The 21,966-nt window shown below is 72.3% G+C and carries 15 protein-coding genes and 2 pseudogenes; 10 read left to right on the top strand and 7 right to left on the bottom strand.

What is annotated here, in order from left to right:
- The first annotated feature begins 3 nt into the window (after positions 1-3).
- Together ACQEV8_RS32655 and acnA are read left to right on the top strand one after the other, a co-directional pair.
- Positions 4-1,515, top strand: coding sequence for an amino acid adenylation domain-containing protein (locus ACQEV8_RS32655; protein WP_432967316.1), 1,512 nt, complete (start codon positions 4-6; stop codon positions 1,513-1,515).
- Positions 1,512-4,136: an aconitate hydratase AcnA gene (gene acnA, locus ACQEV8_RS32660; protein WP_432967319.1), complete on the top strand. Its 2,625-nt coding sequence runs from the start codon at positions 1,512-1,514 to the stop codon at positions 4,134-4,136. Before ACQEV8_RS32655 ends, acnA begins: the two co-directional genes overlap by 4 nt.
- Positions 4,137-4,150: 14 nt before the next feature.
- Here acnA and ACQEV8_RS32665 read toward each other — a convergent pair whose 3' ends face one another.
- Positions 4,151-5,383, bottom strand: coding sequence for an ATP-grasp domain-containing protein (locus tag ACQEV8_RS32665; RefSeq protein WP_432967322.1), 1,233 nt, complete (start codon positions 5,381-5,383; stop codon positions 4,151-4,153).
- Between the two features lie 59 nt (positions 5,384-5,442).
- On the opposite strand from ACQEV8_RS32665, the gene ACQEV8_RS32670 reads away from it, so the two are divergent.
- Positions 5,443-6,672 carry an MFS transporter gene (locus ACQEV8_RS32670; protein WP_432967325.1) on the top strand — a complete coding sequence of 410 codons (1,230 nt, stop codon included), beginning with the start codon at positions 5,443-5,445 and terminating at the stop codon, positions 6,670-6,672.
- Between the two features lie 45 nt (positions 6,673-6,717).
- Positions 6,718-7,500 carry a class I SAM-dependent methyltransferase gene (locus ACQEV8_RS32675; RefSeq protein ID WP_432967328.1) on the top strand — a complete coding sequence of 261 codons (783 nt, stop codon included), beginning with the start codon at positions 6,718-6,720 and terminating at the stop codon, positions 7,498-7,500.
- A 5-nt stretch (positions 7,501-7,505) separates the two neighbouring features.
- On the opposite strand, the gene ACQEV8_RS32680 is transcribed toward ACQEV8_RS32675, so the two are convergent.
- The 3 genes from ACQEV8_RS32680 to ACQEV8_RS32690 form a co-directional block, all read right to left on the bottom strand.
- Positions 7,506-8,045 (bottom strand): response regulator transcription factor, encoded by a 540-nt coding sequence (locus ACQEV8_RS32680; protein ID WP_432967331.1) that lies wholly within the window; start codon positions 8,043-8,045, stop codon positions 7,506-7,508.
- Between the two features lie 4 nt (positions 8,046-8,049).
- Entirely contained in the window at positions 8,050-8,223 is a 174-nt protein-coding gene (locus tag ACQEV8_RS32685) for a hypothetical protein (protein WP_432967334.1), read from the bottom strand.
- A gap of 166 nt (positions 8,224-8,389) precedes the next feature.
- Positions 8,390-8,716 (bottom strand): hypothetical protein, encoded by a 327-nt coding sequence (locus ACQEV8_RS32690; RefSeq protein ID WP_432967337.1) that lies wholly within the window; start codon positions 8,714-8,716, stop codon positions 8,390-8,392.
- 204 nt (positions 8,717-8,920) lie between these two features.
- Here ACQEV8_RS32690 and ACQEV8_RS32695 point away from each other — a divergent pair, with 204 nt between their 5' ends.
- Positions 8,921-9,916, top strand: coding sequence for a LuxR C-terminal-related transcriptional regulator (locus tag ACQEV8_RS32695; protein ID WP_432967340.1), 996 nt, complete (start codon positions 8,921-8,923; stop codon positions 9,914-9,916).
- Positions 9,917-9,925: 9 nt separating this feature from the next.
- On the opposite strand, the gene ACQEV8_RS32700 is transcribed toward ACQEV8_RS32695, so the two are convergent.
- The 3 genes and pseudogenes from ACQEV8_RS32700 to ACQEV8_RS32710 all read right to left on the bottom strand — a co-directional run.
- A complete protein-coding gene (locus ACQEV8_RS32700) occupies positions 9,926-11,863 on the bottom strand; it encodes an SMI1/KNR4 family protein (RefSeq protein WP_432967343.1) in 1,938 nt (645 codons plus the stop codon).
- Between the two features lie 205 nt (positions 11,864-12,068).
- Positions 12,069-12,378, bottom strand: a pseudogene (locus tag ACQEV8_RS32705) (alpha-L-arabinofuranosidase); the annotation flags it as partial.
- 278 nt (positions 12,379-12,656) lie between these two features.
- Positions 12,657-13,069: pseudogene (locus ACQEV8_RS32710) on the bottom strand (DEAD/DEAH box helicase); the annotation flags it as partial.
- A gap of 143 nt (positions 13,070-13,212) precedes the next feature.
- Here ACQEV8_RS32710 and ACQEV8_RS32715 point away from each other — a divergent pair.
- From ACQEV8_RS32715 to ACQEV8_RS32735, 5 genes are all read left to right on the top strand, one after another.
- Positions 13,213-14,889, top strand: coding sequence for a DUF4192 domain-containing protein (locus ACQEV8_RS32715; RefSeq protein ID WP_432967346.1), 1,677 nt, complete (start codon positions 13,213-13,215; stop codon positions 14,887-14,889).
- A 632-nt stretch (positions 14,890-15,521) separates the two neighbouring features.
- Entirely contained in the window at positions 15,522-17,441 is a 1,920-nt protein-coding gene (locus tag ACQEV8_RS32720) for a glycogen debranching N-terminal domain-containing protein (protein WP_432967349.1), read from the top strand.
- Between the two features lie 131 nt (positions 17,442-17,572).
- Entirely contained in the window at positions 17,573-18,331 is a 759-nt protein-coding gene (locus ACQEV8_RS32725; RefSeq protein WP_184589838.1) for an NUDIX hydrolase, read from the top strand.
- A gap of 110 nt (positions 18,332-18,441) precedes the next feature.
- Entirely contained in the window at positions 18,442-20,853 is a 2,412-nt protein-coding gene (locus ACQEV8_RS32730; protein WP_432967353.1) for an ATP-binding cassette domain-containing protein, read from the top strand.
- Positions 20,854-21,014: 161 nt separating this feature from the next.
- Positions 21,015-21,902 (top strand): FadR/GntR family transcriptional regulator, encoded by an 888-nt coding sequence (locus ACQEV8_RS32735; RefSeq protein WP_432967356.1) that lies wholly within the window; start codon positions 21,015-21,017, stop codon positions 21,900-21,902.
- Positions 21,903-21,966: the final 64 nt, after the last annotated feature.

A 21,966-nucleotide genomic window follows, 5' to 3' on the forward strand; every position in this document is an offset into this window, starting at 1 on the left:
CCCATGTCAGATCGAGAACTCCCCACCCTGCATGCGGCGGTCGCACGCCAGGCACTGATGCGACCGGACGTCACGGCCCTCGCGCACAAGGGGACCCGGACCAGCTATGCGGAGCTGAACATCGCCGCGGACGCCGTCGCGGCCGGGCTGCGCGCCCTCGGTGTCGGCCCGGGCAGCCTGGTGCCGGTGCTGCTTCCCCGTTCACCGGGACTGGTCGTGGCACTGCTGGCGGTACTCAAATGCGGGGCCGGGTACTCCGCGCTCGACCACCGGTGGCCGGCCACGCGCATCGCCGCCGTGGTGGAGGCGCTGGGAGCGCCGTTCGTCCTCACGGACAGGACCTCGCAGGGCTTCGGCGTTCCGGCGCGGCCGCTGCCCTACGGCGATCCGGCCGGGGCGGCGGAACCGGCCGAGGTGGACGCCGCCGCCCCGGCCGCGGTGTTCTTCACCTCGGGCACCACCGGCACGCCCAAGGGGGTGCTCTCGCCGCACCGGGCCACCACACGCCTGTTCAGCGGCCGGACCTTCGCGGACTTCGGCCGGGGCCGGGCGATGGTCCAGGCGGCGCCGGTGTCCTGGGATGCCTTCCACCTGGAGCTGTGGGGCATGCTCACGACCGGCGGCACCGCCGTGCTCGCCGAGGGGGAGTACCTCTTCCCCGGCGACCTGCGGGACCTGGTCAAGTCGGCGGGCGTGGACTCGCTGTGGCTCACCGCCTCGCTGTTCAACCTGTTCGTCGACGAGGACGTCGACTCCTTCGCCGGGATCCGGCAGGTGATGACGGGCGGGGAACGCCTTTCGGTGCCGCATGTGCGCGCCTTCCTCGCCCGCCATCCGCACATCGCCCTCCTCAACGGCTACGGCCCGGTGGAGAGCTGCGTGTTCGCCACCACCCGGGCGGTCCGTCCGGCCGACTGCGAACAGCCCGACGGCATTCCTGTCGGCCGCCCCGTCCCCGGCACCGCAGTGCACCTCCTCGACGGCGACACGGTGCTGGACGACGGCAGGCCGGGCGAGATCTGCGTCGCGGGCGACGGACTCGCCCTCGGCTACCTGGGCCGACCGGAGGCGACCGCCGAGAAGTTCGTCGTCCTGGACGTCGACGGCGTCCCCACCCGGCTGTACCGCACCGGCGATCTCGGCCGCCGGGACCCCGACGGCGTCCTGCACTTCCTCGGCCGCGCCGACCGCCAGATCAAGATCTCCGGCTACCGTGTCGAACCCGCCGAGACGGAGCGCGCCGCACTCGGTGTGCCGGGCGTCAGGGAGTGCTCGGTGGTCCCCGTGCCCGGCGGCGACGGCACGTGGGAGGGACTCGCCCTGTTCTACCGGAGCGACACCGGCCACCCGACCCCGGATGCCCTCCAGCGCATTCTGGCCGACCGGCTCCCGCACTACCTGACACCGGCCTGGGTGCACCACCGCGCTGAGGCGTTCCCGCGCACCGCCCACGGCAAGCTCGACCAGGCCGCTCTGACGGCCTCACTCGAGGAACCCCACGGAGGCACCCCGTGACCGCGCTGCCCACTCACCACGACCTGCATCTGATCGCCGAGTCGGCAGGTGCCGACCTCACGGTGATGCCGTACACGGCGCGGGTCCTGCTGGAGAACGCCGCGCATCTCGCCGCCACCGGCCGGGCGGAGGCCGCCTTCGTGCGGGCCGTGGCGCGTTGGAGTGCCGGTGACGGTACGCCGGGCGAGTTGTCGTTCCAGCCGTCCCGGGTGATCCTCCAGGACTACTCGGGCATCCCCGTGATCCTGGACCTCGCCGCACTGCGCGCGGCGGCCGTGCGCCAGGGCCTGCCCGCCGGGCGGGTCAGCCCGGTGATCCCGGCCCATCTGGTCGTCGACCACACGGTCCGCGCGGATGTCACGGGCCGTCAGGACGCGCTGCGGATCAACACCGACCTGGAGTTCGCCCGCAACGAGGAGCGCTACGCCCTGCTGCGCTGGGCGGAACAGGCGTTCCCGGGGCTGCGGGTGGTACCGCCCGGCAAGGGGATCGTCCACCAGATCAACCTCGAACGGCTCGCCCAGGTCGTCGCCGTCGGCCCCGGCCCCGACGGACGGCCCCTGGCCAGGCCCGACACGGTCCTGGGCACCGACTCCCACACCTCCATGGTGGGCGCCCTCGGTGTACTCGGCTGGGGCGTGGGCGGCATCGAGGCCACCTCGGCGCTGCTCGGCGAGCCGGTGCTGATCGCCCCGCCCCGGGTGGTCGGGGTCCGGCTGACCGGCCGCCCTCGCCCGGGCACCACCGCCACCGACCTCGTGCTGACGCTCAATCAACTCCTGCGCCGACACGGCGTGGTCGGCGCGATCCTGGAGTTCCACGGCGAGGGCACCCGGCAGCTCACCGTCCCGGACCGCGCCACCATCGCCAACATGGCGCCGGACCACGGCGCCACCACGTCCTTCTTCCCGGTGGACGACGAGACGCTCCGCTTCCTGCGGGCGACCGGTCGAGACCCGGAACACGTGGCGCTCGTCGAGTCCTACTGCCGGGCCCAAGGGCTGTTCCACGAGGCGGGCACCCGGTCCACGGTGCGCTACACCGAGGAACTGACGGTCGATCTCGGCGGAGTGGAGCCCTGCGTGGCCGGCCCGCACCGCCCTGACCAACGGCTCCCGCTCTCCGCCGTCCCCCGCAGTCTGGCCGAGGCCGCCGGCGGGAAAGCGCCCCGCTCGGACGACGAGGGCACGCCCCGGGACGGCGCCGTGCTCATCGCCGCCCTGACGAGCTGCACCAACACCTCCCACCCCGCCTCGATGATCACGGCCGGTCTGGTGGCGCGGCGCGCGGTCGAACTGGGCCTCACCGTCCCGCCGTGGACCAAGACCAGCCTGGCCCCGGGCAGCCGTACCGTCCCGGCCTACCTGGACGAGGCCGGGCTGCTGGCCCCACTGGAGAAGCTGGGCTTCTCAGTGGTGGCCTTCGGCTGCACCACCTGCCACGGCAACAGCGGCCCGCTCACCGAGGAAGGAGCCCGGGCGGTGACGGAGGACGGCGTCCTCGGCGCCGCCGTCCTCAGTGGCAACCGGAACTTCGAGGGCCGGATCCACCCGCAGATCCGCGCCGCCTACCTGGCCTCCCCCGGGCTCGTGGTCGCGTACGCCCTGGCCGGCACCGTCGACCGCGACCTCACCCGCGAGCCCGTCACCGTCGACCCGGACGGACGGCCCGTCCACCTGCGTGATCTGTGGCCCGACCCGGCCGAAGTCGCCGAGGCGGTACGGGCAGCCACCGGTCCCGGTCTCTTCACGGACGTCTACGACGACCTGTTCGAGGGCGACGAGCGCTGGCGATCGATCGAGGTGCAGGGCGACGAGCTGTACGCCTGGCCACCCGACTCTCAGTACATCCTCCGGCCGCCGTACCTCGAGACCCACGGGAGCCACGGGCCCGTCCCGGACGAACTGAGCGGGACGCGGATCCTCGTACTGCTCGGCGACCGCGTCACCACCGACCACATCTCGCCGGTCGGCCCGATCGCGCCGGACAGCGAGGCCGGCGCGTACCTGACTGGTGCCGGGGTGCCGCCGGACCGGCTGGGCAGCTTCGGCACCCGCCGGGGCAATCACCACGTCATGGTCCGCGGCGCCTTCGCCAACCCCAGGCTGCGCAACGCCCTGGCCGCAGACGGCCGACAAGGCCCCTGGACCCGGCACCAGCCCTCCGGCGAACCCGCCACGATTTACGCGGCGGCCGAGCGTTACCGGTCCGAAGACGTGCCCGTCATCGTCGTCGCCGGGCGCGAGTACGGCGCCGGAAGTGCCCGCGACTGGGCGGCCAAGGGCACCGCGCTGCTGGGGGTCCGCGCGGTGCTGGCGGAGAGCTTCGAGCGGATCCACCGGGGCAACCTGGTCGGCATGGGCGTGCTGCCGCTGTGCTTCCCGGCGGGGGAGGGCAGCGGCACGTACCGGCTGGACGGCTCCGAACGCATCGACCTCGTGGGACTGGCGGTCCTCCGCCCCCACGGCCCGGTCCGCGTCCGGGTGTGCCGAGCCGACGGCTCCGTCACGGAGTTCGAGGCCACCGCCGCCGTGGAGACCGCCCGCGAAGCCGATTACCTGCGCCTGGGCGGGATCCTCCCGTACGTGACGTCCCGGTTCGCCGCGGAGACAGCACGGTGACGGGCACCGCCCGCTCAGCCCGCCGTGTCGGACGTCTCTTGGGCGACCTGTGCGGCGAACCAGTCGGCGAGCCGCCGCATGCGGTCCTCGACCTCCCGCTCGTCCGCCCCGGAGACGACCGCGAGGCCGGCCCGCAGGTTCGTGGCCTCGGTGGTGTCGGGCAGGACCGTGCCGGGACCCGCGCTGACTTCGGCGTACACCACCCCGGGCCGGTCCAGGACCTCGCCGGCCGAGGGAACGGCGCGTACCGGGCCCGGCCGTGCGGACAGGTTCATGCCGCCGAAGACCTTGTCGTCCGCGTGGCCGGGGGAACTGGTGACACCGGAGGGGCGGCCGGTCGCCAGCCGGGCCCACACGTCGTGCAGCCGGACGCCGAAGGCGCGCTCGACGACCTCGTCGGTCCGGCCTCCGCCCACCCGTGCCCCGCATTCCCCGAACACGATCTCCCCGTCCTCGGCGTGCTGGAACACCTCCAAGTGGAAGACGCCGTCGTGGTGCCCGAGCGCCTTGAAGGCCGTCTCGGCCAGCGCCCGCACCTTCGCGTACAGCTCTGGGTGGGTGCGGGGCGGCAGCACGATGTGCGCCACCAGCCCGCCGCTGTGCACCTCGATCAGGTTCTGCACATACCGGGAGATCGACATCAGCCGCAGCTCCCCGCCCTCGACGAACCCGTCTACCTGGAACTCGACACCGGGTATGTACTCCTCCAGAAGCCAGGGCCCGCCCCCCGCGGTGAACTCCGGCTGTCCGAGGGCGGCGGTCAGCTCCCGTTCGTCGGCGACCAGGAACGTGTTCCGGGCCCCGCCGCCGTCCAGCGGCTTGAGCACCTGCGGGAACGACGGCAGCGCGGTCGCGGCGGCGCCGGTCTCGTCCAGCACGGCGCAGTCGGCGGTCCGCACCCCGGCGTCCCGGACGCCACGCTTCTGCACGAACTTGTCCCGCATCGCCAGAGCCCGGCTGACCCCCGCCTGGTCGCCCGCGATCGCTGCCGCGTCCAGGAGGCAGAACTCCAGCCCGCTGCACACGGCGTCGAAGGCGTCAGCGGCCAGCCCCGCCCGTGCCAGTCCGGCCAGCACGTCGGTGCTACGGGTCGGGTCGGGCACCACGATCGTGCGCGCGCAGACGGTGCGGGCGGCCGGGGCGTCGGCGGGTTTCACGGCGCAGGTCACCTCCGCACCGGAACGGACCAGTGCGTCGACGGCACGAGACATCCAGCCGACGTGGAGGACGGTGGGCGCTTGCTGCATATCAGCTCTCCGAGAAGGACGAGAAGGATCCCAAAAGAAAAGAATCAGGAAGAAGAAGGATGATCCGGAAGGTATTGCCGTGGTCCCGGACGGTGTGGGTGCTCAGCCTCAGCACCCTCGCGCGCAGCGTCGGCCACGGCATCGTGGTGACCATCTCCGTGCTGTACTTCACCCGTTCCGTGGGCATCGAGGCGGGCCAGGTCGGTCTCGGCCTGACGCTCGCGGCGATCGCGGGCATGCTGGCGAGCATCCCGGCGGGCCGCCTCGCGGACGTCGTCGGCGCCCGGGGCGCCTCGGTCGGTTATGTGCTCCTGCAGGCGGTTGCGCTGTGGGGCTACGCCCTCGTCGGCGGCTTCGGAGGCTTCCTGCTGGCGGCGAGCGTGGTCGCGGTCGCGGAGTCCGGATCCACCGCGGCCCGGGGCGCGTTGGTCGCCAGGGCGGTGCCGGGGACGGACCGGCTGCGCACCCGGGCCTATCTGCGCTCCGTGACCAACGTGGGCTTCTCCGTCGGCACGGTGGCCGGTGGTCTCGCCCTCGACGCGGGGTCCCGGACCGTGTACATCGCCGAACTCCTGGCAGGCGGGGCGGTGTTCGCAGTAGCCGGGGTGACCCTGCTCGCCATTCCCGAGTTGCCGCCGGTGGCCGTGGACCGGGGCGAACCCCGGTGGGCGGTGCTGCGCGACCGGCCGTACGTAGCGGTGGGGCTGCTCAACGCGGTGCTGATCACAAACTCCGGCATCCTCAACGTGGCCCTTCCCCTGTGGATCGCCGAGCGCACCGAGGCCCCGACGTCCGTCTTCGCGGGCCTGCTGCTGATCAACACCGTGCTGGTCGTGTTCGGGCAGGTTCCGGTGAGCCGGGGCGCCGAGGACGTCAGGGGCGGAGCCAGGGCGATGCGCCGGTCGGGGCTGTGGCTCGCCGGGTGCTGTGTGCTCTTCGCGTTCGCCGCCGGGCGCCCGTCGTGGTTCGCCGTGGGTGTGCTCGCCGCGGGCGTCGTCGTCCACACCATGGGGGAGTTGCTGTACAGCGCGGGTTCGTGGGCCCTGTCGTACGAGCTGGCGCCGGAGCACGCCCATGGGCAGTACCAGGGGCTGTTCGGGCTGACCACGCAGCTGGGCACGGCGGTCACCCCCGCCGTCACAACCTTGTTGATCATCGGTCACGGTATGGCAGGGTGGGCCGTGCTGGCCGCCCTGCTGGCCGCCGCGGGGCTGGCCGCTCCGGCCTTGGCCCGGTGGGCGGAACGGACCCGTCCCCACCCGGCGACGCCGCTGCCGGCCGACGCGTAGCCACCCTTGCGTCCCTTTTCTTGTCCCACTTCCAGGAGAACCGCCATGAGCAGCACGTTCCGCCCCGACTTCGGGCTCACCGCGCAGGACTACGGCCGCCACCGGGCCGGTTTCCCCCCGCAGATCGTCACGCACCTGTACCGGCACGGCATCGCCTTCCCCGGCAAGGACGTGCTCGACGTCGGGACCGGCACCGGCACCCTGGCCCGGCTGTTCGCGCAGGCAGGGGCGCGGGTGACCGGCTTGGACCCGGCGGCGCCGCTGCTCGAGCAGGCCCGGGAGCTCGACAGGGAAGCCGGCGTGGAGACCGACTACCGGGTGGGTACGGCGGAATCGACGGGACTGCCGGACGGGTCGTACGACGTGGTGGCGGCCGGCCAGTGCTGGCACTGGTTCGACGCGCCCAAGGCCGCGGCCGAGGTGCGGCGGCTGTTGCGGCCCGGTGGCCGCGCGGTCATCGCCCACTTCGACTGGCTGCCCCTGCCGGGCAACGTGGTCGAGGCGACCGAGGAACTGATCCTCTCCTTCAACCCGGCCTGGACGATGGGCGGCGGCACCGGTCTGTACCCGCGCTGGCTGACCGACCTGGCCACCGCGGGTTTCACCGGCATCGAGACTTTCTCCTTCGACCTGGCCGTGCCCTACCCGCCCGAGGCGTGGCGGGGCCGGATCCGGGCCAGCGCCGGGGTCGGCGCCAGCCTGCCGCCGGACGAGGTGGAACGATTCGACGACGCCCTCGGGCAGGTGCTGCGCGACCGGTTCCCCGGCGAGGTGATCCCTGTCCCTCACCGCACCTGGGCCGTCGTGGCGACGCGGAGCGACGACTGACACGCTCACCAGGCGTCCGTCAGGACGGCCCGGGTGAGTTCGGCCTTGTTGCCGAGGCCGAGCTTGCCCTTGGCGCGTTTGACGTACGTGTGGACGGTGTGCGGACTCAGGCCCAGCCGGCGGGCGGTCTGGTCGTGGGTGTAGCCGTCCGCGATCAGCCGCAGCACCTGACGCTCCCGCGCGGACAGGGCGAAGCCGCCGCCGTCCGGCGTCCCGGGAGTGTCCCGTGCCGCCGCGTCCCGGATCGCGGCGGCCAGTTCGGCGGCGGTGCACCGCTCGGAGAGGTGACCCGCGAAACCGGACGCGGCCATGTCCAGGTCCGGCGGCGGGTCGTTCGGTGACATCAGCAGGATCCGGGTGGCCCGCGCGCCGATCGCCGGGTCGCGCGGCGGGTGGTCGGTGACCAGGACGTCCAGGTGGCGGGGCGCGCTCTCGCCGCCGTCCTCGGGGACACTGTGCACCTGGAGCTCGGGCACCGCCTTCAAGGCCGTGCGCACCGCCCAGGCGGTGAACTGACGGTCGTACAGCAAGCCGATCTGATACACGGGCTCACTGCCAGCCCACGTCGGAGGCGCCGGCTTCGGCACTCGCCGTGACGGTGGTGCCTGTGGTGTTCCGGGGGGAGTCGGCCGCGGTCGGGACGGACAGGCCGGCGAGCACCGTGCCCAGGACGAGGGCGGTGACGGCCACCGCCCGGGTGATGTGGTCGCGGATCAGGTTCATGGTGGTAGCCCCTCTCAGGAAATCCCTCACGGGAGTCACGGAACGAAGCGTCCTGACACGGACGCGCTCGGTTCGTGATCAGCACTTTGGCCCCGCCGCCGGAAGGGCGGAAGGCACCCTCGCTGGACGGAAAATGCAGTGGCCCGTTCCGTCCACGCGGACCGGGTCAGCCAGGTGGGAGCGGTCCCCGTCCATGCCACCGGCCCGGCGGCGGGGCGGCCGGCAACTCCGCGCCGACCACCTCCCAGTCCGGATGCAGCGACGGGGACCCCCTCAGCATCCGGATGCACATGTCGTGGGCCCTGGACCGGGCGTCCTCCGCCCGCTCCGCGACCAGGTACAGCCCTAGAACCGGATACGGCCGGGCCCGCCCGTGCGCCACCACGTGCTCGAGCCGGTCCGCCACCCGGGCGGACGACCGGACCAGGCACTCGACACCTTCGGGCAGCGTGGCACTCGGCGGGCCCTTGAAATGGACGTGGATGAGATACACGCGCCGACTCTGGCAATCCGCCACGACCCGCACCACTGATCCACTAGGACGGTTCCGGCCATGGACACATCCGTCCTGACCGGCATCTCTCCCCCTTCCTCCCGTGAATCCAGTCACAGCCGTCTCCGGCCCTGTCCGGAATAATGCGGCGCACGTTGAGTGGCGTACGTGTCGGGTTCGTACGCTTCACGAACAGGGGGCGACGTGCTCGAGCTGCTGGGATTCGACGACAAGACGGAACAGGTCTACCGGGCCATGTTGTCGGGGCCGCAGGCCGGAGTGGCCGGACTGGTGGAGCGGCTGGGCCTGACCGAGGAGGCGGTCCGTTCGGCGCTGGACGCGCTCAGTGAACTCGCCCTGGTCCGCCCCTCCTACGACCGGCGGGGCGAACTGCGGGCGGTCTCGCCGGACATCGGCATGGAGATCCTGCTCGCCCGTCAGCAGGCCGAACTTGCCGCCCAGCAGCAACGCGTGGAGGCGTCCCGCGCCGCGGCCGCCCAACTCATCGCCCAGTACGCCGATCTGCGTCCTGACGCCGCCCATCCCGAGGTCGAGCAGCTCGTCGGCCTCGACCGGGTCCGCGACCGGCTCGCCACCCTCACCGCCGAGGTGCGCACCGAGGTCCTCACCCTGGCACCCGACGGTGCGCAGACCGACGACAACATGCGCGCCTCCCGCCCCCTGAACGAGGCGCTGCTCGGACGCGGGGTCCGGATGCGCACCGTCTATCTCGACAGTGCGCGCAACAGCACCGCCACCGTGCAGCACGCCACCTGGCTGGCCGAACACGGCGGCGAGGTCCGTACCGCGCCGTCACTGCCCACTCGCATGATCATCATGGACCGGTCCCGGGCGGTCCTCCCGGTCAGCAGCGACGACACCTCGGCGGGCGCCGTCGTCCTCACCGGCAACGGCACACTCGCCGCCCTGTGTGCGCTGTTCGAGAGCATCTGGCAGACCGCCGCCCCGCTCGGCGAGACCCATCGCCGCGACAGTCAGGGCCTCACCCCGCAGGAGGCCAGCGTCATCCAGCTGCTCTCCAACGGCCACACCGACGAGAGCATCGCCAAGCGCTTGGGCGTCTCACCGCGCACGGCCCGCCGTATCGCCGGCGAGCTCATGGAGCGCCTCAGCGCCCGCAGCCGCTTCGAAGCCGGCGTCCGCGCCGTCCAGTACGGCTGGCTGCCCTCGACGCTCTGAAGCGAACTCTCAGCCCTCCGCCAGGGGTTCGTCCTGCCGGCTCACCCTCATCACCATGAAGATCTCGCCGTCCCTGGGCGGTCGCGTCCAGGAACGGCTGGTGAAGGTGTGCAGCCGTCCGTTCACCAGGGCATGACGGGGCAGCCGGACACCGAACTCCCCGGCCACCGCTTCCAGCAGTGACCGTTCCGTCCCGACGCCGTGGCCCGCGGCGCCGAAGAACAGGCTCGGGTCCAGCGCCCGTGGTGTCTCCCCGCTCTGCCGGACCTCTCCGTCCACGTAGGTGAATGCGTACTCCTCGGTACCGTCCCGCGCCACCGACAGGTGGAAGAACGGTTCCCGGTGCGCTGCCCTCAAGCCGTTCCACACCACCACCGCGCGGGTGCCCGCGGCGGCGGACGCGGCGGGCGAGACGAACCGCCGCCGGTCGAACGGGGCCGGCCGGCCGTCGAAGGCGAAGCTCCAGCCGGCGCCGGCCCGGCCGACCGCCATGAGAGCCCTGTCGTCGTAGGGCGAGAGTTCCTCGCGGACGCGCAGCGCTCCGTGGCGCGCCTCCCAGAAGGTCATGGGTTCGTTCAGCACGGTGGCGTTCCCGTCACCGTCGCCTTCCTCTTCCGCGAGGCGTCCGGCCAGTTCTTCCGGCTCCACGCCCTCCACCAGGACGAACCGGTAGGACGTACGGTTGTTGCCCGGGTCCGGCTCCGCGAGCCACGCCAGACCACCCGGGTCGAGACCGGCAGTCGCACCCGGTACCTCACCGAACTGCCCGCCCCTCGGTGTGGAGAGCAGCTCCCGGCCCCGCTCCGGGGTCAGCAGCGGCCCGAGCACGGGATCCGCCACCCAGCCCAACGACGCCTGATGGTCGGGCCCCAGCGCCTCCCACAGGGGCAGCGCATCGACCAGTGTCCGCCACGCCCCGTCGGTGTCTCCCCACCGCGCAAGCTCCCGTGCCCCCTCGACCGATTGCCCGAACGGGCCCGCCGCCGTGTAACGGTAGGTGCCGTTCCGCATCTGGTCCAGCATCGTGTACGCCAGTGACACCAAGTCGCCGTCAGCGCCCCGCAGATGGAACCTCAGTGAGGAGTCACCCCGGTACGAGTGCTCCGCGTGCTCGGCGACCAGCGGCGGCAGGAGCTCGCGCGCATACCGCGGGTCCGCCGCCAGGTCGTCGAAGTACACCATGGAGGTCTGTCCAAGCAGGCGCCGTATCTGGTCCCCCAGCCCGGCCGCCCGCGGTCTGCCGTACTCCTTGGCCTCGTCCAGTACTTCCACGGCTCGCTCCCAGCCGCCGCGCAGCGCCTCCAGCCGGGCCTCCTCCAACCGCGCGTCCAGGGTGCGCGTCGTGTCGTTGACGAACATCGGCTCCCCGTCGCTCGGGCGCGCCCGCAGGCTGTGGAACTCTCGGTGCATGTCCCGCATGAACGCGAGGAAGTTCGCCTTCCGCTCGGGAGGCGCGGCACGCCAGCTCGCCCACGTGTACACGGCCCACTCGCCGTCCTCGTCCACCTCCTCGGGATCCATCAGGACGTAGATGGCGTCGGCCTCGACGTCGAGCCGCAGTCCGCGCCGCCAGACGTCCACCTCCTGCCGCTCCTCTAGGCCGGCGTCCTCGTCCAGGTACTCCTCGAACGTGTCTGCGAGCCCTGACTCGTTGTCGTGCCAGTGCGCGTCCTCGGTCCCCGCCAGCAGCCACACGAACCCGCCCGCGTGCCGCCATCCGTTGCTGACCCCGAGGAACTCCCGGTACGAGGGGGGCATCCGCCGGCCGAGGCGCTGCTCCAGAGCGGCGATCCGTTCCTCGGACGCGGGCGGAAACCCCAGCCACCGTGCCTGCCGCGCGGCCTCGTCGTCCTCGTTCCGCGTCTCGTCGTCCGGCGGGGAGTCCGCCCACTCCCCGCTCCACCGGAGCAGGAAGGACCGCCAGTCGAATGCCGTGGTGTTGGTCATGCGTCCGATGCTGCCACCCACCACTGACAACGCTCCGGACCTCAGCGGCCTCGAGTTTGACGGCCCGTCAGCCGCTCCTCCGGTTTTGGATGAGGGTGCCCCTCTCCTCGGTCAGCAGCCGACGCGGAAGGCCGCGTCCTGGCGGTCGGTGCTGGTGGAGATCGGGTCGATGCACCGGACGCACGGAGTCCTTCTACGGCTTGAGCTTGGAGCTGACCGGCTGGGTGTAGGTCTTCTGGTCGAGCGCGCTCCAGATGCCGGAGGCGAGGTTCTCGGTCTGCCAGGCGCAGAAGACCGGGTCGGGGCCTCGGTGCCGCCGTGCGCGACACCGGTGCGAACTCGCTGAAGCTCGGGGTCGAAGAACATCTGCGGAGCGAAGGCGGTTGTTGAGTTCACCATGATCAGGTTATGGCTGCTGCTGTTGGCCGAGGAGTAGATGACCGCGTACTGGCCCCGGCCGCGTCCCAGACGGCCTCGGGCGCCCAGATGTGGGTGGTCATGTCGGTGCCCTTGAGATCGGTGGCCAGCATGTGGGGCGCAGGTGTCGTCCTGCGTGCGCAGCAGATAGGGGCGGTGTCCAGTTCAGCGGTGTCCAGTTCAGCCATCTCATCGTCGACCGCCGCAGTCTCTCTGTCGATCAGTGTCTCCGCCGCGAATCTCCACGACAACCAGGCTCTCATTCGGCCCATCCGCTCACTGTGACCGTCGGTCCCATCAGACGCGCGGGTCAGGAAGTCCGCGGGCAGGCATCCATAGACGTGAGCAGTGAGTCGCATGTGCCGTTGCCGTTTGCATTTGGAGAAGTCAGTGGTTCCGGACTGACCAGCAGGACGTCCACCTCTCCCGCGGCGATCTCGTCCTGAACGGCATCCCACTCCTCGGTGTTCGAGGAGTTGATGGTCCGGGCGTGGATGCCGGCCCGGGCCGCCGCCTCGACCTGGTTACGCATGAGGGCGAGCAGCGGGGAGACGATCACCGTCGGGCCGCTGCCCCGCGCCCGCAGGAGCGAGGTCGCCGCGAAGTAGACCGCGGACTTGCCCCAGCCCGTGCGCTGGACGACCAGGGCCCGTCGTCTGTCGGCGACCAGTGCCTCGATCGCCCGCCACTGGTCCTCGCGCAGCCGGGCCGCCCCTGGGACGTCCCCGACGAGACGGGCGAGGACCGTGTCGGCGCCGCCCGGAGATCCGCGTTGCTCGTGTGCTCCATGGGTTCCATGAAACAGGACGGCGGTGACAACGGGAGCGGTGCCCGGGGAGACGCGAGAGCCGGGAGATTTCTGGTGACATGTCCCTGATTGAAGTTATCCACAGGGCAAACCGGAGCTGCGGATTCCGCGAGATCGTCTCCGCATGACGAACCACAGCGAAGCGACTGGATCCCCTGAGAACGGCGACATCACCGGACCCGATGCGCCGGGTGGGCACAAGGACGGTGGGCGGCAGAAGCGGGAGCCGAACGCGGGTGACACGCCCGGACTGCAGGTTCCCGGCCCCGCGCACGACAGTCACGGCGGCGAGCATCAGGTCACCCTGCGCACCCCGGCCGAACTGGCCGACGCCCTGCCGTATCTGCTCGGGTACCGCCCCGAGGACAGCATCGTCCTGGTCGCCCTGCACGACAGGGACGGCCGCGGACGGTTCGGAGGGCGGGCCAGGCTCGGTATCCCCGCCAACGCGGACGACTGGCCGTCCGCGGCCGGACAACTCGCCCATGGCCTGGTGACGGGCAGCGAGCGCCGAGGGGCCAGGCCCCAGTCGATGGTCGCCTTCCTCTGTCAGGAGCCGCGGAAGGGCGAGTCCGGACAGCAGGTCATGGAGCGGCTGAGGCCACTGGCCCAGAGGCTGCGCGTCGAGTGCGGTTCCCGCGACGTGGTGGTGGTCGAGGCTCTGTGCATCTCGGAGGGTCGTTACTGGTCGTACTGCTGTGACAACGCGGCATGCTGCTCACCCGAGGGAGCTCCCATGGGCCTGCCCGGCACCTCCGTGCTGGCCGCCGCGGCCACCTACGCGGGGATCCAGGTGCGCGGCACGCTGCGGGAGCTACGGGCGCGGCTGCTGCCCTGGGAGAACGCCGCCGCCCTCGAACAGGAGGCCGCCCTCGACACCGCCAGCATGACGCTGGTCCCGAGGCTCCTTGACGAGGTGGGCCGCGCCTGCGTGGCCGACGAGACGCTGGAACTGGCCGGGAGGATCCTGGACCGCTTCGCCGAGGCGAGGCCCGTCTCCGGCATGCTCCTGGCCGACCTACGCGACGACGAACTTCTCGGGCACGACGAGGCCGCCCGGCTGATCCTCGGCATCCAGGACCGCGCGACCCGCGACCGCGCGGCCGAGTGGATGGAGGGCGACGAGGCCGCGCGTGCCCTTCGTCTCTGGCGGACGCTGGCCCGCCGCTGCGTCGGCCCCTACGGCGAACATGCCGCCGCGCCGCTCACTCTCGCGGGCTGGGCCGCATGGTCGACCGGTGACGAACTCGAGGCCCGGGAAGCCCTCGCCATGGCCCTGGGTGCGGATCCCGACTACCTCTTCGCCCATCTCCTGCACCAGGCTTGCAACGAAGGCCTCGACCCGGAGTCGATCCGCACCTGTCTGCGAGCGGAGCGCGAAGGCCGTGGGCGAGCGGTGGTCGACCACGCCATGATTCGTGCGCACGTTGCCGAGGCTGCCGGGCGAGAGACAGTGGTGCCGCAGACCGACCCCGGACCCACGTCCACAGCGGCTCCTTCACGCCGTCGCCGACGCTCCCGTTCCGCCCTTGCTCCCGACCCCGCCTCCGGCCGTACCCGTGCCGACCGCGACGCGAGCGGGCCTACCTCGCTCGGGCGTAAGCAGTCAGGTGCCAGGCGCCCTGCGGGTGCCGCGGAAGCCGGCACACGCCCCCAGCGTGCGACGACGGGGCCCGCGCGGTCCGGCAGTGCGCGCACGGGGAGCACGCGTGCGCATGCCTCACGGAAGGCGGCCATGCCCTGCCGGGACGCGGGGCAGGAAGGCGTGCAGCCCGGCCACGAAACGGAGAAGGAAAAGTGACTCGCCGCCACCCCCTGTCGCCGGGTGGCCTTGACGCACAAGGGCCGGGGCGCGGGCGTGACCCGGAGGACGCCCGCGGCGTTCACCTGAGTGGCGGAACGCCCGAACGGGGTGTGACGCCGCACTGCCCCTGTCCCGTCGGAGCCCTCCGGCAACCGCGCCGAACCCGATCGAGGCGCACAGAGCGCAGAGGAAGCCTCCCTATGCATCAGCCGACTCCGCCCTCCTCCGCCACCGGCGACCGCCGTCCCGCAGACGGGCCGCTTCCGCCCTTCGTGCCGGGCTTCGGCCTGTCCGGGGCCGGCGCTCCGGGGTCGGGGGACCAGGATGCCCCTCCGCGACCAGTTGCGCGGGTCGACGGTTACGGGCCCAGGTTCCCTGGAGGTGCCTCACATGCCTCGTCGCCCAACGGCCCGGACTCCCGCTCCCCCTCGCCGCAGGGCCCGGGCCGTTCGTCGCCCCGATGGGCGGGCCAGAGCCGCCGTCCCCCACCCACGTCGGGGTACGGCTCAGCCGCACCGCCCTCGGCTCACGGCAGAGCAGCAGCGCCCGTCGGACACCCGCCCCCGCCCCGGGGCGCCACGATCCCCGGACTGCGCTGGTCCGCGGACCTGCCGCCCGCCCACACTGCGATGATCTGTGTCGCCCTTCCCGGTCTGGCCATTTCGACGGAGGAGGGGCAGCTGACCGGCCAGGGGCTGGAGGGCTTCTACCGCGGCGGCCGGCGCGTGCTCTCCCGGTGTGAGATCCGCGTGGGCGGACGGGAACCCCTCGCGGTGCAGGCCCGCATGGCCTCGGCCGACCGCGCCAGGTTCGTGGGCACGCTCCGCACGTCCCCGCAGGCCGGTCCGGACCCGGACGTGGTCGTGGAACGCAACCGCTTCGCGGACGGCACGGAGCGGATCACCCTGCACAATGCGTCTCCCCGCCCGATGCGCCTGCCGGTCGAGGTGGTCCTGGGCACGGACCTGGCCGACCTCGGCTCGATCGCCTCGGGCACCGCGGGACCCGAACTGCCCGCCAGCGTTCACGGCTCCGGCCTGCGCTGGTCCGGCCCCACCGGCAACGCGTCCGTGACGGCCGAACCGCCACCCACGGACGCCCTGGCCTCGGCCGGGCTGCTGCGGTGGGAGCTCGATCTGCCGCCGGGCGGAAGCAGAAGCGTGGAACTGCGGGTGCGGCCGGACGGTGCGGGTCCCCTCCGAACCGTGGGCCGCACCGCGACCAGTCCTCTGGCAGCGGCATGCGCGGAAGGCGACGACCCCAGAGTCGCCGCCTTCTTGCGGACAAGCATCGAGGATCTCCAGGCCCTGCTGCTGCGCGACTCCGCGAACCCCACCGACACCCACCTCGCCGCCGGAGCACCCTGGCGCTGCGGTCTGGCACCCGCTGACGCACTCGTCGCCGCCCGGATGGCCCTGCCACTCGGCACCGGCCTGGCAGCGGGAACGCTCCGGATCCTCGCCCGGACCCAACTCACAGGCCCGGGACCGCAGTCCGGGATGATCCCCGGCCCGAGACGGGACGCCGGGCCGTACCTTCCGCCGCAGTGCACCGGTACGGAGGCGACGCTGCTCTTCCCCGTACTGCTCGCCGAAGCCCGACGCTGGGGGCTCGGCGAGCAGGAGACGGAGGAACTCCTGCCCGCCGCCGAGCGCTGCCTGACCTGGCTGCGGACCACCGTGGGCGACGACGCCTACCTGCGCGACCCGCACCCGGGCGGCCCCATCCGCTGCGAGACACAGGCCCACGCCCACCGTGCCGCACTGCTCGGTGCAGATCTGCTCGACGCCTGCGGCCGTGCCGGCGGAGCGGCACTCCGGGAGTGGGCGCAGGCCTTACGGCCCGCGTTCCGGGAGGACTTCTGGCTCGACGACCGCGGGGGCGGCAGGCCCGCGGCGGCCCGTGCCCCGGACGGCAGGCCCGTGCCTCATCTGGGCGCGGCCGCCGTCCACCTCCTCGACACCGGGCTGCTGGGAGGGGGCGCGGTGGCACCCGGTCTGCTCGACAAGGTTCAGACCGAGAAGCTCGCCCGGTTGCTCGGCAGCCCGGCCATGGACTCGGGCTGGGGCCTGCGTGGACTGGGCACGAAGGAACCGGGATTCAATCCGTTCGGCCACCGTGCCGGCGCCGTACGGATCCAGGAGACGGCACTCGCCGTCGCCGGTCTGGCCGCCGCGGGCTACGAGAAGGAGGCGAGCTCGCTGCTGCGCGGCGTACTCGAGGCCGCCGAGACATTCGCCCATCGGCTGCCCGAGATGTACGCGGGAGAACAGCGTACGGAGGGAAGCGCTCCCCTCCCGCACCCGGCGGCCTGCCGCCCCGCAGCCACCCCGGCGGCGGCCGGAATCCTGCTGCTCACCACGCTCGCCGGCATCCGCCCTGACGCCCCTGCCGGGACCGTCACCCTGCGCCCTGTGCGCAGCGCACCCCTGGGCGAGGTCGGCTTCACGGGACTGCGCGTGGTGGGAGCCCCGTTCTCCGTGCGGGTCAGCAGACTCGGACTCGTCATGGTCGAGGAGGCGGCCGACGGACTGCAGCTGGGGGCTTGACCTGCCAAGACAGATCACCGCCGGATCACTGGGGATCTACAGTGAAGCCGATACCCGACCGAAGTGGATCAATCCGCGAAGCGAGCCGCGAAGGGAGTGTTTATCGTCAGGCAGACGACTATGATCGCCGCATGCCCTACGACCCGTCAGCGTTTCCGCCCTTCGCCGTCACCGTGGACCTGGTCGTACTGACCGTGCGTCGCCATGCCCTGTGCGCGCTGGCGGTACGGAGGGGCGAACCACCGTTCCAGGGGCGTTGGGCACTCCCCGGCGGTTTCGTACGGGCCGACGAGGACCTGGCTCAGGCCGCGGCGCGCGAGTTGGCCGAGGAGACGGGGCTGCGCGTCCACGACCCGGCCGTCCCCGCTCAGGACAACGGCGCACATCTGGAGCAGCTCGCCACCTACGGCGACCCCAAGCGGGACCCCAGGATGCGGGTCGTCAGTGTCGCCCACCTCGCCCTCGCTCCCGACCTGCCCGCGCCCAGAGCGGGCGGCGACGCCAGCAACGCACGCTGGGCTCCGGTCGAGGAACTGCTGCAGCAGGGCGGGTACGGGCGTGACGCCGAGCCGGTCGCCCCGCTCGCCTTCGACCACGCGCAGATTCTGGCGGACGGAGTGGAACGAGCCCGCTCCAAGATCGAGTACTCGTCACTGGCCACAGCCTTCTGCCCGCCCGAGTTCACGGTCGGAGAACTGCGTCGTGTCTACGAGGCGGTGTGGGGCGTGGCGCTCGACCCGCGCAACTTCCACCGCAAGGTCACGGGGACCCCGGGCTTCCTGGTGCCCACCGGTGGGACGACCACCCGCCAGGGCGGCCGCCCGGCACAGCTCTTCCGGGCGGGTGGCGCGACGCTGCTCAACCCTCCGATGCTGCGCCCCGAGGTGTGAGGCCGGGCCCGGAACGCGATCCGCCCGCAGCCCGGACAAGGGTGATTGCCCCACCCGAGACGGCCTTGCGCTGCCCGAAAAAACGGACATAGCGCGCTATCTTGCTGTGAGTGATCCAGGCCTTCGGACTGACCAGCAACCCTCGCAAAGAGCTTCCGCCCGCGGCCGACGACGTCTCCTTCGAGGCGCGAGCGGGCCGCGTCACCGCGCTGCTCGGAGCCCCGGGCGCCGGTAAGACGACAGTCCTCAGGCTCATGCTCGAGCTTCAACAAGGTCGTGGCATCACCTACTTCCGGGGCCGCCCCCTGCATCGCATCGCCCATCCCTCACGCGAGGTCGGTGTGCTGCTGGGCGACGTGCCGGGGCACCCGGCCCGCACGGTCCGTGGCCATCTGCGCATGCTGTGTGCCGCCGCGGGGGTTCCGGTCCGGCGTGCGGACGAAGTCCTCGAGGCGGTCGGGCTCGTGAGTCTGCAAGACGAACGCCTCGGTGCCCTCTCGCGCGGCATGGACCGCCGTCTCGGCCTGGCCTGCGTTCTCCTGGCCGACCCGCACACCCTCGTCCTCGACGACCCGGCCGACGGGCTCTCCGTCCGCGAGGGCGGCTGGCTGCACGGCATACTTCGCGCGCACGCCGGCCACGGCGGCACGGTCCTGTTCACCACGGCCGACCCCAAGGAGGCCGCGCGCACCGCCGACCGTGTCGTCACGCTGGAGCAGGGCAGGCTCGTGGCCGACCAGGAGGCCGTGGAGTTCTCACGCACCCGCCTGCGTCCCCGTGTGGCCGTACGCAGCCCCCATGCGGCCCGTCTCAGGGCTCTCCTGGCCAAGCAGGCCCGCACCGCCCAGCGCTCCGTCGAAGTCGTACGAGAGGGCGACAACCGTCTCTCCGTGTACGGCAGTACCTGCGCGGACGTCGGGGAGACCGCGTTCCGTCACGGCATCGTCGTCCACCAACTCGCCGACGAGATCGGCGACATGGGGCCTGGAGCAGGAGCCGCGCAGTCAGGTGATCCGCACGGCGACCTTGACGCGGGCCTGGCCGGATGGAGGCAACCGGCGGAAGAGGAGCGGCAGCGGGCTGACACGGCGCGCACCTCCGCCGACAAGCCGGATCGCGACAGCAGCGGGCCGGACAACAGCAGCGTCGAGCAGGTGCAAGCCAGTGCCGAGCCGGAGCGAGTCCCGGCTCAGCCGAGGCACATCGCCAACGCTCTCTGGCCCACCGCCGCGCCCCGGGCCGGTGAGCCGGAGTCCTCGCTCGATGTGTCGGCACCGACAACGGCGGACCTCACGGCCGCCGCCCCTGAGCTGCGCCCCACCCTCGAGTCGCGGCCGGCGGCTGGCCCTCCGGAACCAGCCGCCGGCGAGCCGCTGCCAGCCGTCGGCGATGCGCAGCTCGTCGGGCCTCACGAGTGCTCGGACGTGCCCGCAACCGACCACTCGGGCGATACCGCCGCATCTCCCCAAGCCGAGCCTTCCCCTGAGCTGCGACCCACCCTCGAGTCGCGGCCGGCGGCTGGCCCTCCGGAACCAGCCGCCGGCGAGCCGCTGCCAGCCGTCGGCGATGCGCAGCTCGTCGGGCCTCACGAGTGCTCGGACGTGCCCGCAACCGACCACTCGGGCGATGCCACGGCCCCTCCTCAGGCCGCCTCCTCCTCAGCCCCCGCGCCGCACCCCGTCGAAGCCCACGGCGCGGCTCGTACCCTCGACGCGCTGCCCCCGCTGCCGCCTCCCATCTCCGTCCGCCCCGCCCCCAGTCCTCTCCGCCCCCTCCGCTACGAGATCCGCCGTGCCGCCGGGATCGGCACCGGCTTTCTCACCGGGGCCGTCGTGCTCGTCGTGTCCGCCGTGACCGCCGTCGTGCTCGCACGCATCGGGCACACCCCGCAGCCGCGCCTGCTGGCCGCCTGGCCGCGGGAGCTGCCCCTGCCGCCCGCTGCGCTCGGTGCGGGACTGCTCGGCGCGCTGGCCTTCGGTGACGAGTTCCGTCACCCCGCCCTGGCCGCGGACCGCGGCACCGTGCCCCGCCGCCTGGGGCTGCTGGTCGCGAAACTGCTCGTCTCCTCGGCCGCCGCGCTGGCGCTGGCCGTTCTCACCGTCGGCTGCGACGCCGAGGTGCTCTATCTCGTCTACGGACGGGAGCTCGCGCAGGTTCCCGCTGACTGGCTGCCGCTGAGTGCGAGTTGGGTCGGTCTCGTCATCGGCTGTGCCTGGGCCGGCGTACTGGCCGCCGGAGTCTTCCGGTCCACCACGGCCGGCCTCGCCGCGGTGGCCGCCGTACCCCTCCTCGTCGTACCTGTCGTGCACAAGGTCCTGGACGGGCCGTCCGTTCGAACCGCGGCCGGACTGCCCCTGCGACTGCGAGAGGTCCTCGTACCGCGATGGCCCTTCGGGGGAGAGCGCTACCTGGAAGCCGCGCTCGGTGTGCTGTCCCAACCTGTCGGCGGCGCAATGACGTTGTCGCTGGCCACGCTGCTCTGCGCGTACCTGCTCACCACCCTCCGGAGCAGATTCCGGTGACGACTGTCCGTAACCCCCCGTCCAGCCATGCGCACAACTCCCCGCACAACGCCCATTTCTTTCCGATAAGGCGTCAATTGCGACGGGGTGAGCGATCACCCTTTCGTGTGCTTTTCACCAAAGACCTCAAGGGAGTTGGAGACGGCGCCGACAAAGGATGCGTGAGTACCCTTGCGCACACCATGATGACCGCCGCCCGCTCCGCTGACTCCGGCCTCGCGAGCCCGGGCGAACTCGACCGCTACCCGTACGCCGAGACGCCCGCCGTCGACCGCGTCGGGGCCTCTGCCTGGGACGTCGCGGACCCCGAGCTGGGCCGTGTGGGCCGACGTGCCGCGGGCAGCCGCGGGCGCGGGCTGCACGGCCAACTCGTCCAGCAGCTGGGTCAGATGATCGTCTCCGGCGACCTGGGTGCCGACCGCCCGCTGGTGCCCGAGGAGATCGGCCAGCGCTTCGAGGTCTCCCGCACCGTCGTCCGCGAGTCGCTCCGCGTTCTGGAGGCCAAGGGCCTGGTGAGCGCCCGCCCGAACGTCGGCACGCGCGTGCGCCCGGTCAGCGACTGGAACCTCCTCGACCCGGACATCATCGAGTGGCGGGCCTTCGGGCCGCAGCGTGACGACCAGCGCCGCGAGCTGAGCGAGCTGCGCTGGACGATCGAGCCGCTCGCCGCCCGCCTGGCCGCCGGCCACGGGCGCGAGGACGTCCAGCAGCGCCTCGTGGACATGGTCGAGATCATGGGGCACGCGATGGCCCAGGGTGATGCGCTCACCTTCTCCCGCGCCGACTCCGAGTTCCACTCGCTGCTCATCCAGGTCGCGGGCAACCGCATGCTGGAGCACCTGTCGGGGATCGTCTCCGCGGCCCTCCAGGTCTCGGGCGGTCCGGTCACGGGCTGTGACCGGCCGAACGAAGCGTCGCTGGCGCACCACGGCCGCATCTGTGACGCCCTCGCCGCCGGTGACGGAGCCGCGGCTGAGACGGCGATGCGGCAACTCCTCACGGTCCACCCCGAGGTGGAACGGGTAGTGCCCGCCCCGCGCGAGCACTGACCGCGTTCTGCGGGCGGCGCGGCCGGGTGTGCCACCCCCCTCCTGTGGCAGCGCCCGATCGGCG

This window comes from Streptomyces sp. CA-179760, assembly GCF_050937045.1.
Classification (GTDB): domain Bacteria; phylum Actinomycetota; class Actinomycetes; order Streptomycetales; family Streptomycetaceae; genus Streptomyces.

What these genes read in the sequence shown, in the direction of transcription:
- ACQEV8_RS32655 (WP_432967316.1), top strand. Translation starts at nt 4, where the DNA reads ATGTCAGATCGAGAACTCCCCACCCTGCATGCGGCGGTCGCACGCCAG.
- ACQEV8_RS32665 (WP_432967322.1), bottom strand. Translation starts at nt 5,383, where the DNA reads ATGCAGCAAGCGCCCACCGTCCTCCACGTCGGCTGGATGTCTCGTGCC.
- ACQEV8_RS32670 (WP_432967325.1), top strand. Translation starts at nt 5,443, where the DNA reads ATGATCCGGAAGGTATTGCCGTGGTCCCGGACGGTGTGGGTGCTCAGC.
- ACQEV8_RS32675 (WP_432967328.1), top strand. Translation starts at nt 6,718, where the DNA reads ATGAGCAGCACGTTCCGCCCCGACTTCGGGCTCACCGCGCAGGACTAC.
- ACQEV8_RS32685 (WP_432967334.1), bottom strand. Translation starts at nt 8,223, where the DNA reads ATGAACCTGATCCGCGACCACATCACCCGGGCGGTGGCCGTCACCGCC.
- ACQEV8_RS32700 (WP_432967343.1), bottom strand. Translation starts at nt 11,863, where the DNA reads ATGACCAACACCACGGCATTCGACTGGCGGTCCTTCCTGCTCCGGTGG.
- ACQEV8_RS32715 (WP_432967346.1), top strand. Translation starts at nt 13,213, where the DNA reads ATGACGAACCACAGCGAAGCGACTGGATCCCCTGAGAACGGCGACATC.
- ACQEV8_RS32720 (WP_432967349.1), top strand. Translation starts at nt 15,522, where the DNA reads ATGATCTGTGTCGCCCTTCCCGGTCTGGCCATTTCGACGGAGGAGGGG.
- ACQEV8_RS32725 (WP_184589838.1), top strand. Translation starts at nt 17,573, where the DNA reads ATGCCCTACGACCCGTCAGCGTTTCCGCCCTTCGCCGTCACCGTGGAC.